The 14,519-nt window shown below is 64.2% G+C and carries 13 protein-coding genes and 1 pseudogene (1 of these 14 running past the window's edge); 5 read left to right on the plus strand and 9 right to left on the minus strand.

What is annotated here, in order from left to right; translation table 11 throughout:
* Nucleotides 1-9 precede the first annotated feature (9 nt).
* From grxD to B3H86_RS11230, 4 genes are all read right to left on the minus strand, one after another.
* Complete coding sequence (grxD, locus tag B3H86_RS11215; RefSeq protein WP_292053925.1) at nucleotides 10-357, minus strand: Grx4 family monothiol glutaredoxin; 348 nt, start codon at nucleotides 355-357, stop codon at nucleotides 10-12.
* A gap of 82 nt (nucleotides 358-439) precedes the next feature.
* Entirely contained in the window at nucleotides 440-1,690 is a 1,251-nt protein-coding gene (locus tag B3H86_RS11220; RefSeq protein ID WP_292053926.1) for a hypothetical protein, read from the minus strand.
* Nucleotides 1,691-1,794: 104 nt separating this feature from the next.
* Nucleotides 1,795-2,157 (minus strand): hypothetical protein, encoded by a 363-nt coding sequence (locus B3H86_RS11225; RefSeq protein ID WP_292053927.1) that lies wholly within the window; start codon nucleotides 2,155-2,157, stop codon nucleotides 1,795-1,797.
* Nucleotides 2,158-2,240: 83 nt separating this feature from the next.
* Nucleotides 2,241-3,149 (minus strand): LysR family transcriptional regulator, encoded by a 909-nt coding sequence (locus tag B3H86_RS11230; protein WP_292053928.1) that lies wholly within the window; start codon nucleotides 3,147-3,149, stop codon nucleotides 2,241-2,243.
* 58 nt (nucleotides 3,150-3,207) lie between these two features.
* Here B3H86_RS11230 and B3H86_RS11235 point away from each other — a divergent pair, with 58 nt between their 5' ends.
* The gene (locus B3H86_RS11235; RefSeq protein WP_292053929.1) at nucleotides 3,208-4,398 is read left to right on the plus strand and encodes an MFS transporter; all 1,191 of its coding nucleotides are present in this window, start codon (nucleotides 3,208-3,210) and stop codon (nucleotides 4,396-4,398) included.
* A gap of 7 nt (nucleotides 4,399-4,405) precedes the next feature.
* A complete protein-coding gene (locus B3H86_RS11240; protein WP_292053930.1) occupies nucleotides 4,406-5,002 on the plus strand; it encodes a YczE/YyaS/YitT family protein in 597 nt (198 codons plus the stop codon).
* On the opposite strand, the gene B3H86_RS11245 is transcribed toward B3H86_RS11240, so the two are convergent.
* From B3H86_RS11245 to B3H86_RS11255, 3 genes are all read right to left on the minus strand, one after another.
* Nucleotides 4,999-6,063, minus strand: coding sequence for a bifunctional transcriptional activator/DNA repair enzyme AdaA (locus B3H86_RS11245; protein WP_292053943.1), 1,065 nt, complete (start codon nucleotides 6,061-6,063; stop codon nucleotides 4,999-5,001). The two genes, B3H86_RS11240 and B3H86_RS11245, sit on opposite strands and share 4 nt — an antisense overlap.
* A gap of 101 nt (nucleotides 6,064-6,164) precedes the next feature.
* Nucleotides 6,165-7,796, minus strand: a complete 1,632-nt coding sequence (locus B3H86_RS11250) for a peptide chain release factor 3 (RefSeq protein ID WP_292053945.1) — start codon at nucleotides 7,794-7,796, stop codon at nucleotides 6,165-6,167.
* Between the two features lie 395 nt (nucleotides 7,797-8,191).
* A complete protein-coding gene (locus B3H86_RS11255) occupies nucleotides 8,192-9,841 on the minus strand; it encodes an MFS transporter (protein WP_292053971.1) in 1,650 nt (549 codons plus the stop codon).
* Nucleotides 9,842-9,983: 142 nt separating this feature from the next.
* Between B3H86_RS11255 and B3H86_RS11260 the strand changes: the two genes are divergently transcribed.
* Together B3H86_RS11260 and B3H86_RS11265 are read left to right on the plus strand one after the other, a co-directional pair.
* Nucleotides 9,984-11,024 (plus strand): rhodanese-related sulfurtransferase, encoded by a 1,041-nt coding sequence (locus tag B3H86_RS11260; protein WP_292053946.1) that lies wholly within the window; start codon nucleotides 9,984-9,986, stop codon nucleotides 11,022-11,024.
* On the plus strand, nucleotides 11,021-11,770 hold the full coding sequence (locus B3H86_RS11265) for an SDR family NAD(P)-dependent oxidoreductase (RefSeq protein ID WP_292053949.1): 750 nt from the start codon (nucleotides 11,021-11,023) through the stop codon (nucleotides 11,768-11,770). The genes B3H86_RS11260 and B3H86_RS11265 overlap by 4 nt, the downstream gene beginning before the upstream one ends.
* 3 nt (nucleotides 11,771-11,773) lie before the next feature.
* Here B3H86_RS11265 and B3H86_RS11270 read toward each other — a convergent pair whose 3' ends face one another.
* Nucleotides 11,774-13,426, minus strand: coding sequence for a sensor histidine kinase (locus B3H86_RS11270; RefSeq protein WP_292053951.1), 1,653 nt, complete (start codon nucleotides 13,424-13,426; stop codon nucleotides 11,774-11,776).
* Nucleotides 13,427-13,596: 170 nt separating this feature from the next.
* Here B3H86_RS11270 and B3H86_RS11275 point away from each other — a divergent pair, with 170 nt between their 5' ends.
* Complete coding sequence (locus B3H86_RS11275; protein WP_292053953.1) at nucleotides 13,597-14,031, plus strand: SufE family protein; 435 nt, start codon at nucleotides 13,597-13,599, stop codon at nucleotides 14,029-14,031.
* A gap of 2 nt (nucleotides 14,032-14,033) precedes the next feature.
* Here the strand turns inward: B3H86_RS11275 and B3H86_RS11280 are convergent.
* Nucleotides 14,034-14,519, minus strand: a pseudogene (locus tag B3H86_RS11280) (bifunctional riboflavin kinase/FAD synthetase); it runs 457 nt beyond the window's last position.

Genomic DNA, 14,519 nt, shown 5'->3' on the forward strand with positions numbered 1-14,519 from the left:
TCCTCGACGTCAGTCTTCGGCAGGGCCGATGCCCTTTTCCGTCATCAGAGCCTGCAGCTCACCGGCGTTGAACATTTCGCGCATGATGTCCGAACCGCCGACGAACTCGCCCTTCACATAGAGCTGGGGAATGGTCGGCCAGTCGGAATAGGCCTTGATGCCGTCGCGCAGTTGCTCGGACTGCAGCACGTCGACGCCCACGAAGGCGACGCCGATATGGTCGAGGATCTGGACAGCGAGGCCCGAGAAGCCGCAGCGCGGCGAATCCGGCGTGCCCTTCATGAAAAGTACGACGTCGTGATCCTTCACGGCGTTGTCGATGAAGGCGTGGACGGGATCAGCAGATTGGTCGGTCACTTGAGGCACCCTTAAGACGTGCTTGGTCAGCTAGGTTGCCAATGTGGCGCGGTCAAGGTGAGGGCACCGAATAAGGCGGCAATCAGCGCGTTTTCGCAGCCAGCATCAGGTCTTTCGCACGCACAGCCAGGGATGGCGCACCGGCAAGGGAGGCAGCGTCGGAGGCTTCGTACAAGGCCATGCCCAGATCCTGGAGCGGATAATGCACACGGGTGGACATCGTCATGGCCAGCCGCGCCATCGATATCTGGTCGCTGGCCCAGTCCACGGCGGTGGTTTCATCCATTGGTCGTGCAAGGCGATGGCGCAGCAGCAGCTCGACCTTGGCCAGAGAGGTCATATCCCCCTCGGCCTCGGCGCGACGCAGTGTGTAGGCCAGACTGCGCTCGCGGATCAGGGCCCCGATGATCAGACCGGGTTTGTCGGTCAGTTTCTGCGCCTGTTCCAGAGCCTCGGGGTCGCCTTCGGACCGCTCGGCCTTGAGGAGCTGGATGGTGGCCCAGTCCAGCGGGCTGTGGTCGGGTGTGAACTGGTCGGCGGCGGCATCGAACAGGGCACCGGCTTGCTGGCGGGCCGATGGATCATTGGCCACGGAGGCCAGAGCGGCCATCCCGGTTCCGCACAGGGCCAGTGCGCGGGCGCGGCTGACGGGGCGCTCGTCCGGGCTGGCGCTCTCGACCAGGTCGCGCAGTTCGCGCCCGGCCTGATCCAGCAGGCGGGCATTGCGGGTCTGGATACCGGCTTCCAGCGACAGGGCGGCGCGATCCAGTGACAGGTCCTCGCCGATCAGGGTGTCCGTCGGTTTGAGCCCCAGCATGGCTTCGGACAGGCGCTCGGCAGCCTGTGCCATGCGCTCGGCATCATTGGCTATACGGGCCAGACGCGCTTCCAGGCGGGCCTTGAGGGAGTCGATTTCCGCCTGGGTTTCGGCGCGACGGGGAAGGGGCAGTTGGATGACGCTGTCCAACAGGCTGTCCAGACGGCGTGGCACACCGAAAAGATCGAAGGCCAGCATGGAGGTGTGGCCGATGTCGATGCGGGCACGAATGGCCTGATCCTCGTTCAGGGCGGCACGAAGGGCATCACGTCCGGCCTGTTCGGCCCGTTGCAGGCTTTCGGAAGAACCCGAGCGGCGGGCATGTTCGCGCCACAGGGCAGCGGCGCGCATCCAGCCCTCATAAGGGTGGGCACACGAGACGCGACCGGCATCCGTGGACTGGGAACGGGCTTCGGACTCGACCAGACTCAGGCCGACAAGCTCCAGCCAGCCCAGATCCTGGCTGTCGCGGGCCTTTTCGAAAAGGCGTCTTAGATCTCTTCCAAACTCGAACATGGGTGCGTCTGTCCCGGATTGGGATCGATCGTCGATCCCGGATGTGACCAAGCAAACGCAGCGCCATCGGGAATGGTTCGGCTATAAAGATCGTTGATATTTTATTACCCGAGCGAAGGCGCAGATTTAATGCACTTTTCCATTTGCTCGAGGGTCTGGGAATTCTTGCGGCTGAGTTCGCGTACAGAGCGAATCCGGGCGTTTGACATATCCCGCTCGGTCAGGGTGTCGGGCCGTCCCGAGGCCTTGCCCATCTGAATCGTGGTGAGGGACCAGTAGAGCGCGGCATCAAACAGTTTACGGCCCCGTTCGCTCTCGTTGCCTTCCAGTTCCGAGCCCGCCTGGGTTACGCCGGCACAGGCGACAGCATCGGCATAGGACACCACAAGGGGACGCACAGCCGGAGCCGCAGGCGCGGACTGGCCCGTAGCCAGCAACAGCGTCATGGCCAGCGCAATACTCGGCATCGCATCTCCAGACTGGAAGATATTCTTCCCCAAGGTGAAGAAATCACGTCCCGATGGCAGAGGGAAGCCCGCAACCGCGCCAATCAAGGCCGCAGTAAAGGTATTTCCGTGGCCGTGGCCTGGGCTTTGATCCACTGGATAAAGCTTTTTTGTGCGCGGCCTGTCTCGCTACGGGACACAGTCAGGCCTACCCCGCCTTCATCGGGGCTAAACCCGTACGGGGCAACGATCTTTCCCTCGGCCAGGGCATCGATGCAGACGATCCACGGCAGTACTGCGGCTCCCCAGTCCGCCATCACCGCATCCAGCGAGAAATGCATATGGGCCAGCGCACGCGCAGGCCTGTCCGGCGGGGGCAGGGATACGCCCGAAAGGCTTTGCCAGTCCTCCCAGCTCTGGGGCTGGGTGCGGGCCACCATACGGGGGACGCGGGCAATGGCGGCCCGGCCGTCGGTTCCGGCCAGACGTGCAGACACCACCGGCCCGATGGCATTGGGCGCGATGGCGACTGTGCCGTCCTGCCTCAATGCGGCTGCGTCCATCAACCGGATCACCATGTCGGCCCCGCGGTGGCTCTGCGCATGGGGCGGCAGCTCGATCAGATGGACATGGATGTCTGGAAAGGCCTCGTGAAAACGGGCCAGTCTCGGGATCAGCCATTTGACCGAAAGGCTGGCATGAACGGCTATGGACAGCTCATCGCTTTGACCGCGGGCATGGGTGACGGCGGCTGAAATGCGGTCGAAGGCAGGATAGAGTTCACCGGCCAGAGTGGCCCCGCGCGGTGTCAAGCGCAGGGCGTGCCTTGGGCCCTCGAACAGGCGCAGACCCAATTGCTGTTCCAGTGCCTTGACCTGGCGGCTGATGGCGCTGTGGGTCACATGCAGTTCGGCGGCGGCCGCCGTGGCGCTGCCGGTGCGGGCCATCGCCTCGAAAGCCCTGAGCGCGGTCAGGGAGATCTGCGATGTCGTGCCTGTGAGTTTTTGGAACATGGTCTGACTGATAGATCGCTAACGGCGATGTCGCAATCGGCGGCATTCAGCCTGGCTTATGACGTACACATCGCACCCGCCGCGCCCCTTTCGCCTGATCGCCGCCCTTGGCACGGGAATGATCGTCTCCTTTGCCTCCAGCTATTACCTGCTGGGGGTGATGGCCGAACCCATGGCCAGCGCCACCGGCACCACGCCCCTTCGGTTGTTTACGGCCTTGTCCGGGGCATTTCTGCTGGCGGCGCTGGCCAGTATGGCGACAGGGCGGTGGATCGACCGGCGCGGCGGGCGCGAGGTTCTGGTTGTGGCCTCGGTCCTGCTGGCGGTTGCTCTGGGCATGATGGCGGTTGCCCGTACCGAGGCGATGGCCCTTTCGGGGGTGCTGGCACTCGGGTGCGGCATGGGTGTGGGCTTTTATGCACCGGCCAATGCCCTGCTGGTTTCGGTGTATGGAATGGAGGCTAAGAAACCGATCACAGCCGTCTCTTTGATCGGGGCATGCGGGGGCGCGATCGGCTGGCCGCTGATCATCGCCTTGATGGAGGCTTTCGGCTGGCGCGGGGCTTTGTGGGTCTGTGCGGCAGCCCACATTGGCCTATGCGTCCCGCTGTATCTGATCTGGCTGCCGACGGGGCGGGTGGTGATCTCCAAAGCACCGGAGGATGCGGTGAGATGGGATCGCCGCATGGTGCAACTGGCCATTCTGTTTGCAGGGGCATGGTGGGTCGCCACAGCCTTTGCAGCGCAACTGCCAAGATTGATGGCCGCATTGGGAATGGAACCGGCTCTGGCTGCGATTTCCGCCAGTGCAATGGCCCTGGCCGCAATCGCCATGCGTGTTGGCGCTCTGGTCGCCCCGCCCAGGTTGTCGCCGGTTCTGGCGGTGCGGGGGGCCAGTTTGCTGCACCCATTGGGCGTCGTGGTGGCCTTGATCGGAGGCAAGTGGGCCAGCGTCGTCATAGCGATCGGTCAGGGGGCGGGGAACGGGTTGTTGTCGGTCGCCTCGGGCGTGCTGCCGCTGCATGTGTTCGGAAAGGCCAACTACGGTCGCCGTCAGGTGGCCATCCTGTTACCGGCGCGCTTCGTTCAATCCATTGCACCCATGAGTTTCGGACTGGCGCTGAACCAGTCTGCCCATACGGCGCTGGCGGTTTCCACGCTGGTGTGTCTGGCCATGTGCGCCATGACGTTCGGCCTTGATCGTACCGCAGCAGTTAAAGGTCGCATTACAGCGGTGGATCAGGCATGACGCGATTATGCGGTCCAAGCGTTTCATCCAGCTCATACTCGGACTTTCGGTGTTCGGGCTCGGCGCGGCCCTCATGGTGCGTGCGCATCTGGGGCTCGATCCGTGGAATGTCTTCCATCAGGGGCTCTCGTCGCTGACCGGCCTCAGTCTTGGCTTTTTGAGCATCCTTTCCGGTGTGGTGGTGATGCTGTTGTGGATTCCCCTGCGGCAGAAGCCGGGTGTGGGCACGATCTTGAACATCCTCGTCATCGGCCTGACGCTGGACCTGTTCCTGTGGCTCATTCCGGAATTTGAGACCTGGCCCGCGCGGATCATCGCTTTGGGATGCGGCGTGCTGCTGACGGGGATCGGCTCGGCAGCCTACATAGGCGCAGGCATGGGCACGGGGCCGCGCGATGGACTGATGATCGGGCTCAACCGCAAGTTCGGCTGGTCGATACGGCTTTCGCGTATGCTGGTCGAACTGGTGGTGCTGGCCATCGGCTGGATTCTGGGCGGGGTGGTCGGTGTGGGGACCGTCCTGTTCGCGCTTGCCATCGGTCCGCTGGTGCAGTTCTTTTTGCCGCCGTTCCAGAAGTGGTGGCTGCTGTCGGCCCGATCCTAAGCCGCTGCCTTTTGCCTCAGCTCGCGCTCGATCTCGATCAGGCGCTGTTTGCGCCATAGCCCGCCCGCATAGCCCGTCAGCGACCCATCCGCCCCGATAACGCGGTGGCAGGGGATCATCAGGGCGATCTGGTTGGACCCGTTGGCGCGGGCCACGGCGCGGACGGCGGTGGGCTGGCCGATCTGGCGGGCGATGTCGCCATAGGATCGGGTTTCGCCCGCCGGAATGGTCTGTAGCGCCTGCCACACCCGTTTGTAGAAGTCGGTGCCGTGCATAGCCAAGGGCGTCTCGAACCGTGCGGATTTGGCGGCGAAATAGTCGGCCAGTTCCGCCTCGGCCTGTTCAGCAGGGCCAAAGCGGCCAATGCCCAATCCGCCCGGCGTGGCCGCCTGAAGCTTCTTCAGTTCGGCAGGCAGGCCCTTGCGGTCGGTGAACTCCAGCAGGTGCAGATGGGTGGTGCTGCTGACCGCGATCATGTCGCCCAGTGCCGTGGGGATCCACGTCGCGCGCATGTGGCCATCGGTCTTGAGGTCCGCGGGCGCACACCCCATCAGCTTGGCGAAGGCAGCGCGGAAGGCGGACGGCGATTCAAAGCTGGCATCCAGTTGCGCGGTCAAAACCGATCCTCCCAAGGCCAGTGTCTCGAACCCTTCGCGCAGGCGGCGCTGGCGGGCCATTTCCAGAAAGGTCATGCCGAAGTGGCGCTTGAAGGCCCGTCGCACGGTAGACAGGTCATAGCCCATGCGGGCGATATCGGGCTCGGACCAGCGACGGTGCGGCTCGGCATCCAGCCGCTCCAACAGGGCGGTCACGACGGGATCGTTCTGCGCCGCCGCCTGTACCGGATGGCAGCGTTTACAGGCGCGGAAACCCGCCTCGATGCATTCGCCCACGGTTTCCCTGAAGGTGCAGTTTTCGCGCAGGGGCTTTCGCGCCGGACAGGTCAATCGACAGAAGATGCCCGTCGAGTGCACGCACACAAACACCCGCCCGTCATAGCGGTCATCACGCGCGACAAGGGCGTCGTAGAGGGCGTCATCACTGGGCAGGTCGAACAACATTCTGTCGTTGTACCCCATCCACCGCGCACTGCCGCCGATTTTCGGGCGTTTATTGTTTCGCGTACGAAAAAAGGGGAGGCCGGAGCCTCCCCTTCAAATCATCAGCCGCGTTCCAGCGTCTTGGAGAAGGTGACCTTCGGGAAGCGCTCCCCGACATAGCCGGTTTCCCACGACGACTTGGCGAGGAAGACCGGATTCTGGTCGATGTCGGTCGCCATCTGCGGGCGGTATTTCGAGGCGAAGTCCTCAAGGTCCGCCTTTTCACCGACGACCCAGCGGGCCTCGGCGTAGGGGCTGGGCTCGAAGATGACGTCGAGGTTGTATTCGGCACCCAGACGGTCGGCCATGACCTCGAACTGAAGCTGGCCGACGGCACCGACGATGAAGTCCGCGCCGATGTCGGGGCGGAACAGCTGGGTCACGCCTTCCTCGGCCAGACCTTCCAGCGCCTTCTTCAGGTGCTTGGCCTTCAGCGGGTCCTTCACGCGGACACGTTGCAGGATTTCCGGCGCGAAGTTGGGCAGGCCCGCAAAGCGGACAAGGCCGCTTTCCGACAGACTGTCACCCACGCGCAGGACGCCGTGGTTCGGGATGCCGATCACGTCGCCTGCATAGGCTTCCTCGGCCAGTTCGCGGTCCGAGGCGAAGAACATCATCGGCGCGTTGACCGACAACTGCTTGCCCGTGTTCTGGACCTTCAGCTTCATGCCGCGCTTGAAGGTGCCCGACGCCATGCGGAACATGGCGATACGGTCGCGGTGGTTCGGGTCCATATTGGCCTGAACCTTGAAGACGAAGCCGGTAACTTCGTTCTGGCCCGGCTCGACCTCGATGGCTTCGGGGGCAGGGGCGTTGCGGGTTTCCGGCGGAGTTTCCTTGCGGGCCTTCATGACCTTGGGCGCGGGGGCCCATTCACCGATGGCGCGCAGCAGGTCCTCGATACCGAAGTGGCGAAGCGCCGAGCCCCACAGGATCGGGGTCATGTGGCCTTCGAGGAAGGACTGGCGGTCAAACTGCGGATAGCCGGCCTCGACCAGTTCCAGAGCCTCGGTCACCTCGTCCTGCTCGCCCTGTTCGAAATACTGGGCGGCATCGGACAGCGGGATGGCCTGCGGGTGTTCGGGATCTTCATCCGAACCTGCAGCCTTCTTGGCATAGGGCTGGAAGCGGCCGGTGCCGACCTCGACCAGACCGCGCAGGCGGTTGCCCGAACCGGCGGGCCACCAGATCGGGGCGGGATCAAGCTGAAGGCGCGAGGCGATTTCGTCCAGCAGGGCCATCGGGTCCTGCGCTTCGCGGTCCAGCTTGTTGATAAAGGTGATGATCGGAATGTCGCGCAGGCGGCAGACCTCGAACAGCTTCAGCGTCTGCGGCTCGATACCCTTGGCGGCGTCCAGCACCATGATGGCGCAGTCGGCGGCGGTCAGGGTGCGGTAGGTGTCTTCCGAGAAGTCCTCGTGGCCCGGGGTGTCGAGCAGGTTGAACATCTTGCCTTCGTGCTCGAAGGTCATCACCGAGGCGGTGACGGAGATGCCGCGTTCCTTTTCGATCTTCATCCAGTCCGAGCGGGCGCGGCGGTTCTCGCCACGCGCCTTCACGGCTCCTGCGGCGCGCAGCGCGCCACCGGCCAGCAGGATGTGCTCGGTCAGGGTGGTCTTACCGGCGTCCGGGTGGGCGATGATGGCGAAGGTCCGGCGGCGGCCAGCCTCGTCGGCAATGGTCAGTTTTGACATGGAAATTCCTTTGACCGGCGGGGTTAGCCGAAAAGCCCCGAAAAGTCACCGTTCACGATGGTGTGAAAGCCCCTAGGCAAGGCAGGGTCTTTGAGAGACGCTTTTGTGGCGAGACGGTGCCCACGATGGTCATCGCCGCACAGGGAAAGGAAACGTCATGGCTCTGGTTCATCCGGGAAAGCCACGCCCCCTGCCTTACGGGCAAGGTGCCAAGGCATCCAAACCGCTTCATCCGGCTGTTGGCCTACTTGCCGGTTTCGCCGTTCTGTTCGCAGTGGCCATCGGCGTGCACACACTCTTCCATCTACTTTTCTGACAATGCCTACCTCTCTCGTGGACCGAAGGGGCCGCATCCATCCGGATGCGGCCCCTTCACTGTTTGAGGGCGGTCATATTCACGAGGCGCGTGTCGGATCGGTTAGCGGCTCGCCATAGCTGCGGTCCGTATGCAGATGCTGCGAGACCATGCCGGTGGCCCGCTGGATCATGCGATGGACCTCGGGCTTGTCCTCGCCGCGGTGCAGGGCGCGGATGGCCTGGGTGATGCGGGCATCGTCGTGGGTCATCCGCTGGTTGTGGCGGACATAGTCCAGCCAGGTCGCCGTCTGGTATTTCTCGACCCAGATGTTCGGATCGGCCAGATCGCGCATCAGTCGCCATTGGTGGGCCCCGTCACGGCGGCGAATGCGGCGGCGCTCGTCCATCAGGCGGACAAACTCGGGTACGTCCTCATCATCGATGCGATAGGCGATGGAGACGATGATCGGTCCGCTGCGCGGTTCCAGATGCAGCTCGGTATCCGGTTCTTTCCAGCGGTCCAGCGGGGCGAGGTTCAACTCCTCGCCATTGGCCAGCGGCAGACGCAGACCCAACAGCAGGCACACCGCCAGAACCGCAGCGGAAATGCCCAAAGCCAGAGTGATGCTGAAGTTCTGGGCCAGCGTGCCCCACAGCCAGGCACCCGCCGCCATGCCGCCAAAGGCGCACATTTGATAAAGCGCCAGAGCGCGGGCCACGACCCAGCGCGGGGCCGACATTTGTACGGTGACGTTGAAGGTGGACAGCACGATCACCCACGAAGCCCCGCCCAGCAGCAGGGCCAGAATGGTCAGGGGCAGGAAGGGGCTGAAGGCCAGTACAAGCGCGGAGATGGCAAAGGTCGAGATCCATATCCGGACCAGGGTCTCGGATTTGAACCGTTCGCGCAGAGGCGTGACGAACAGGGCACCGCCGACCGCGCCAACACCGAACGAGCCCAGTAGGATACCGTAGATCAAAGGCCCGCCACCGACTTCATGACGGGCGATGACCGGCATCAGGGCCTGTACCGCACTGGCCCCGATACCGAATATCAGGGCGCGGATCAGGACGGCGACAATGCGCGGGGACAGAAGGGCGTAGCGCAGTCCCCCGGCCATTGCGTGCAGCAGGCCTTCGCGGGGCAGGGTGCGCTGGGGGCGTTCGGGCTTCCAGCGGAACAGCACCAGCAACAGACCCAGATACGACACGGCATTGACCGCGAATGACGCCGCCGCGCCTGCAATGGCCACCACGGCACCGCCCAGCGCCGGGCCCAGGCTTCGGGCCAGGTTGAAACCCATCGAGTTCAGGGTGATGGCCGATGCCAGCTCTTCGCGCGGAACGATGTCGCCCACGCTGGCCTGCCAAGCCGGGCCGTTAAAGGCCACACCGCAGCCGATCAGGAAGGTAAAGGACAGCAGCACCCACGGTGTCAACCAACCCTGATAGGTCAGAAAAGCCAGACCGACCGACACCAGAAGCATGAAGGTCTGGGCGGCCAGCATGATTTTGCGCCGGTCCATCGTGTCGGCCAGCGCACCCGCTGCCAGGGATAAAAGCATGATCGGCAGGCTGACGGACGCCTGTACAAGGGCGGTCGTCTGGGTGGTGCCGATGGAGGTCATGATCCATGACGCCCCGACCGACTGGATCAAGCCGCCGAAATTGGTCACCAGACTGGTGATCCAGATCGCGCGGAATAGCGGTATCTTCAGCGGAGACAGGGGCGAGGCCTTCGACACCATCAATCAAGATACCTCATCGGGAAAGCGAAACCACGACACGCGAAACACGCCTGTGTTCCAGTGCACACGGGAACAACGAACAAGGCAAGCTTCGGTGTCATGCGGGATGGGTTTTAGGCGATAAAAGCCTTATAGAGACCGCGTGACGAAGACCCCATTCCCCGATTATCCCGTTCTGGTAGCCGCGCTGTACCGTTTCGCGCCGGTGGCCGATACTGCCGCCCTGCGCGAGCGCCTGATCGCCCTGTGCGGTGACGAGGTGCGCGGCACGCTTCTGGTGGCGCACGAAGGCATCAACGGCACGATTGCCGGACCGCACGACGCCATCAAGCGCGTCGTGGACGGCATCCATGCCGAGCCGGGCTTTGACCGGCTGGAGCTGAAATATTCCGGCGCGATGGAGATGCCCTTCTACCGCATGAAGGTGCGGATCAAGAAGGAGATCGTGACGATGGGCCAGCCGGACCTCGACCCCGTCGATGGTGTAGGCACCTATGTGAAGCCAGCGGACTGGAACGCCCTGATCAGCGATCCGGACACGGTGATCATCGACACCCGCAATGATTACGAGGTCGAGATCGGCACCTTCAAGGGTGCGGTGCAGCCTCATACCAAGACCTTCCGCGAGTTTGCCGACTGGTTCGAGAAGGAAGGCCGTGAACTGGTCAACCGTCCGAATCCGCCCAAGGTGGCCATGTTCTGCACCGGCGGAATCCGCTGTGAAAAGGCGACGGCCTATCTGAAGTCCGAAGGCATTCCGGAGGTGCACCATCTCGAAGGCGGCATCCTGAAATATCTCGAGGAAATCCCCGAGCCGGAAAGCCTGTGGGAAGGCGAGTGTTTCGTATTCGACGAACGCGTCTCGGTGGGGCACGGCCTGAAGCTGGGCGAGCACAGCCTGTGCCGCGCCTGCCGCATGCCGGTCAGTCCCGAGGGCAAGCAATCGCCCAAATATGTCGAGGGTGTTTCGTGCGAACGCTGCTGGGACGAACGGGATGAGGAACGCCGCGCCGCCTATGCCGAGCGCCAGCGCCAGATCGAACTGGCCAGGCAACGCGGCAGCGCCCATATCGGCACCGACGCCGTGCGCGCCGCCGAAGAGGCCCGCATCCGCGCAACCGAGGAGCGCGAGAAAGTGCGCCTGGCCTCGCTGAAAGCCAAGCAAGAAGAGGAACGGGTATGAGCCGCACAGTTCTGATCACCGGCGCGACCGCAGGCTTCGGTCTGGCCGCCGCCCGTCGTTTCGCGGCCGATGGCTGGAAGGTGATCGCCACCGGCCGCCGCGCGGAACGCCTTGAGGCGCTGGTGTCGGAACTGGGCGCGGATGTCGTTCACCCGTGCGCCTTTGATATCCGCGATGCTGCGGCCATTGATGCGGCGCTGGCCGGTCTGCCGGACGCGTTCCAGAATATCGATCTGCTGATCAACAATGCCGGTCTGGCATTGGGTACCGGACCTGCACAGGAAGCGGACCTCGCCCAATGGCAGCAGATGGTGGACACCAACATCACCGGCCTGATGACCATCACCCACCGCATGCTGCCGCGCCTGATAGAACGCAAGGGCGCGATCATCAACATCTCGTCGGTGGCGGCAACCTATCCGTACCGTGGCGGCAACGCCTATGGCGGCACCAAGGCCTTCGTGCGCCAGTTCTCGCTGGGCCTGCGTTCGGACCTGCATGGCACGGGCGTTCGCGTGACCTCGATCGAGCCGGGCATGGCCGAAACGGAGTTCACGCTGGTGCGTACCGGCGGCGACAAGGCGGCGTCGGACACCCTTTATGCCGGTGTCGATCCCATGACGGGCGAGGATATCGCCGAGACCCTGTTCTGGGTGGCCAGCCTGCCGCCGCACCTGAACATCAACTCCATCGAGCTGATGCCGGTGAAACAGTCGTTCGCAGGGTTTCAGGTCGCCCGCGACTGAACCCTAGAAGGCCGGCAGCCGCAGGGTGGCCTTGGTGCCTTCGCCAAGCTGGCTCTCCAGAGACAGGGTGCCGCCGTGAAGTTCCGCGAGGGAGCGCGCCAGTGAGAGCCCAAGGCCCGTGCCTTGGGCTTTTTGCTTGGCATCGCCGGCCTGTTCGAACGGACGGCCCAGGCGGGCGAGGTCCTGGGGCGCAATGCCGATACCGTTATCACTGACGGTCAGGATCAAACTGTCTTCCTCGCGGCGGGCGGCCAATTCGACCTTGCCGTTGGCGGGGGTGAATTTGACCGCATTGCCCAGCAGATTGACCAGAATCTGTTTCAGGGCGCGGCGGTCGGTGTGAACCATCAGTGCGGTTTCGGGCAGGTCGGCGCTGAGATCGATAGCCTTTTCATCGGCCTGTACCCGCACCAGCGCCATCGCCGCATCGGCCAGATCGCGGGCGTCTAGGTCTTCGCAGTTCAGCTCGTAACGGTCGGCATCGATGCGCGACACGTCCAGCACATTGCCGATCACATCCAGCAGGTGACTGCCTGCCGTATGGATGGATCCGGCATAGCCGACGTACCGTTCGGACAGCGGGCCGACCAACTGGTTCTTCATCATCTCCGAGAAGCCGAGCACGGCATTCAGCGGGGTGCGCAGCTCGTGGCTGAGGTGGGCGATGAAGCGCGAGCGGGCCAAAACCTGTGCCTCGGCTTCGGCCCGGGCCTGATCCAGTTCGCTCTCGCGGGCATGCTGAAGGGTTGCGTCCAGCATGAGGGCGGCGATGCGTCGGCTGTCGCCCTGCATGCGGCGCACCACCAGCAGCACACGCCGGTCAAGCGCGGCGCGAGGGGTGAAGCGCACCTGGGCCGGTTGTCCGGCCTGAGCCCGCGAAAGGGCGGCGCGCACGGCGGGGCGATCCGGCGGATGGACGGCCTCGATCAAGCCGCCCTCGCTGTCACGCTCTTCAAACAGGGCATCCACATCCATTGCCGGAGGCGCTGCGCCATAGGCGGCCAGGGCGCGGCCATTGGGAGCCAGCACAAGGGTCAGGCCCGGCTGGTCCTTGAGTGCGGATTCCATCCGCGCCATTGCCAGCGGAATGACCGTGCCGCCGGGGCGTGTGTTCAAAGCGGCCACGATCGCAAACAACAGCACCACCAATCCCGTGCCGGTGGTGATCAGACCGTTTGCGGGCAGGGGTGCAAGAAAGGGCGAGGCCATACCGCCGGCGAAGACACCCGCCGCAGCCGCAATCAGCCCCCACACCAGCGGGCGCTCATCGCCCGGTGTGCGAAGGGCCAGCCCACCCATCACCGGAACGAAGCCCAATGGTGCCAGAGGCCCGGATAGTCCTCCGGTAAGGATCATTGTCACTACGGGACAGACCAGCCACGGCACAGTGGCCCAGACGGGGGTGGGGCGTACGGGCTGGGGCCATGACGATGGCACCGAAGGCAGGGTCTGAAGCGCGAACACCCCCACGGCAGGCAGGGCGACGACCAGCAAGGCGACGAGCGGACGTGGCGTGGCCCCGGCAAAAAGGGCCATAGCCGTCAGTGCCAGCAGGCTGATGCCCCAGAGCAGGTGCCAGATCGCACGGCGGCGCGACTGTGCCGGATCGGGCCGGACCAGTGTGGCAGCGACGGGCGTTGGAAAGGGAGCGTTCAAGCGGGGCTTGGGTCCTGTAATGAAGCGCGGCGGCACGGGCCGACGCACAGAATCAAGTGTGGAGGATAGCGCCCGCAGGCCCATGCCCCAAACCCCCTCGCTCAGGTGGTGAAGAGGGCGGATAAATCGGGCGTTGTGAAGGCCCTGTTCAGGGGAGTAAGGAAGCCGCCATGACTGAAGCGACCTCTGCACCGATCCAATCCGTCCTTGATGAACTGATCGAGGATTTCGACCTGCTCGGCGATTGGGAAGGCCGGATCGAATATGTGATCGAACTGGGCAAGACCCTTTCTCCGTTGCCGGAAGAGGCGCGGATCGAGGCCAATAAGGTGCCGGGCTGTGCGGCGCAGGTGTGGCTGAATACCCGCCGCGAGGATGGCCTTCTGTTCTTTGACGCGGATTCCGACAGCGCCCTGTCAAAGGGCAATATCGCCCTTCTGTTACGCCTTTATTCGGGCCGTACGCCGCAAGAGATCCTGGGCTTTGACGCCAAGGCGGCGCTGGATCGACTGGGCCTGCCGTCTGCGCTGACGGTGCAGCGCGCCAACGGGCTCAACAATATGGTGGGTCTGATCCGGCAGGCGGCGCTGGACGCCGCTGGTTGAGTTCAGGCGAGGATGGCGCGGGCCTTGGCGGCGTCGTCCTCGATCTGGACCTTGAGGGCGTCGAGGCAGTCGAACTTCATTTCGCCGCGCAGGAAGGCGACCAGTTCTGTCTCGACCACCTGTCCGTAGAGGCTCTCGTCGAAGTCGAACAGCCAGACCTCGACCAGCGGATCTTCGATCTCGTACATCGGGCGGATGCCCAGATTGGCCACGCCCTTGACCACCCGCCCGTCGGCCAGGCGGGTACGCGTGGCATAGACGCCGTAGGCGGGGCGCATATAGCCCGGCATGGCGATATTGGCGGTGGGCACGCCGATGGTGCGGCCGCGCTTGTCGCCGTGGATCACCTCGCCCTCGATGGCGAAGGGACGGCCGAGGATGGCGGTGGCGCGGGCCATGTCACCGGCCTTCAGGGCCTCGCGCACGGCGGACGAGGACAGCTTCAGGCCGTCGGCGTCGTCCCTGCGCTCGGTCACCGACACGGTGAA

The sequence above is a fragment of the Brevundimonas sp. UBA5866 genome (genome assembly GCF_002432125.1).
Taxonomy (GTDB): Bacteria; Pseudomonadota; Alphaproteobacteria; order Caulobacterales; family Caulobacteraceae; genus Brevundimonas.

Excerpts from the sequence above, each read along its gene's own strand:
- B3H86_RS11220 (WP_292053926.1), bottom strand. The coding sequence starts at position 1,690 with ATGTTCGAGTTTGGAAGAGATCTAAGACGCCTTTTCGAAAAGGCCCGC.
- B3H86_RS11225 (WP_292053927.1), bottom strand. The coding sequence starts at position 2,157 with ATGCCGAGTATTGCGCTGGCCATGACGCTGTTGCTGGCTACGGGCCAG.
- B3H86_RS11230 (WP_292053928.1), bottom strand. The coding sequence starts at position 3,149 with ATGTTCCAAAAACTCACAGGCACGACATCGCAGATCTCCCTGACCGCG.
- B3H86_RS11235 (WP_292053929.1), top strand. The coding sequence starts at position 3,208 with ATGACGTACACATCGCACCCGCCGCGCCCCTTTCGCCTGATCGCCGCC.
- B3H86_RS11240 (WP_292053930.1), top strand. The coding sequence starts at position 4,406 with ATGCGGTCCAAGCGTTTCATCCAGCTCATACTCGGACTTTCGGTGTTC.
- B3H86_RS11245 (WP_292053943.1), bottom strand. The coding sequence starts at position 6,063 with ATGTTGTTCGACCTGCCCAGTGATGACGCCCTCTACGACGCCCTTGTC.
- B3H86_RS11250 (WP_292053945.1), bottom strand. The coding sequence starts at position 7,796 with ATGTCAAAACTGACCATTGCCGACGAGGCTGGCCGCCGCCGGACCTTC.
- B3H86_RS11255 (WP_292053971.1), bottom strand. The coding sequence starts at position 9,841 with ATGGTGTCGAAGGCCTCGCCCCTGTCTCCGCTGAAGATACCGCTATTC.
- B3H86_RS11265 (WP_292053949.1), top strand. The coding sequence starts at position 11,021 with ATGAGCCGCACAGTTCTGATCACCGGCGCGACCGCAGGCTTCGGTCTG.
- B3H86_RS11275 (WP_292053953.1), top strand. The coding sequence starts at position 13,597 with ATGACTGAAGCGACCTCTGCACCGATCCAATCCGTCCTTGATGAACTG.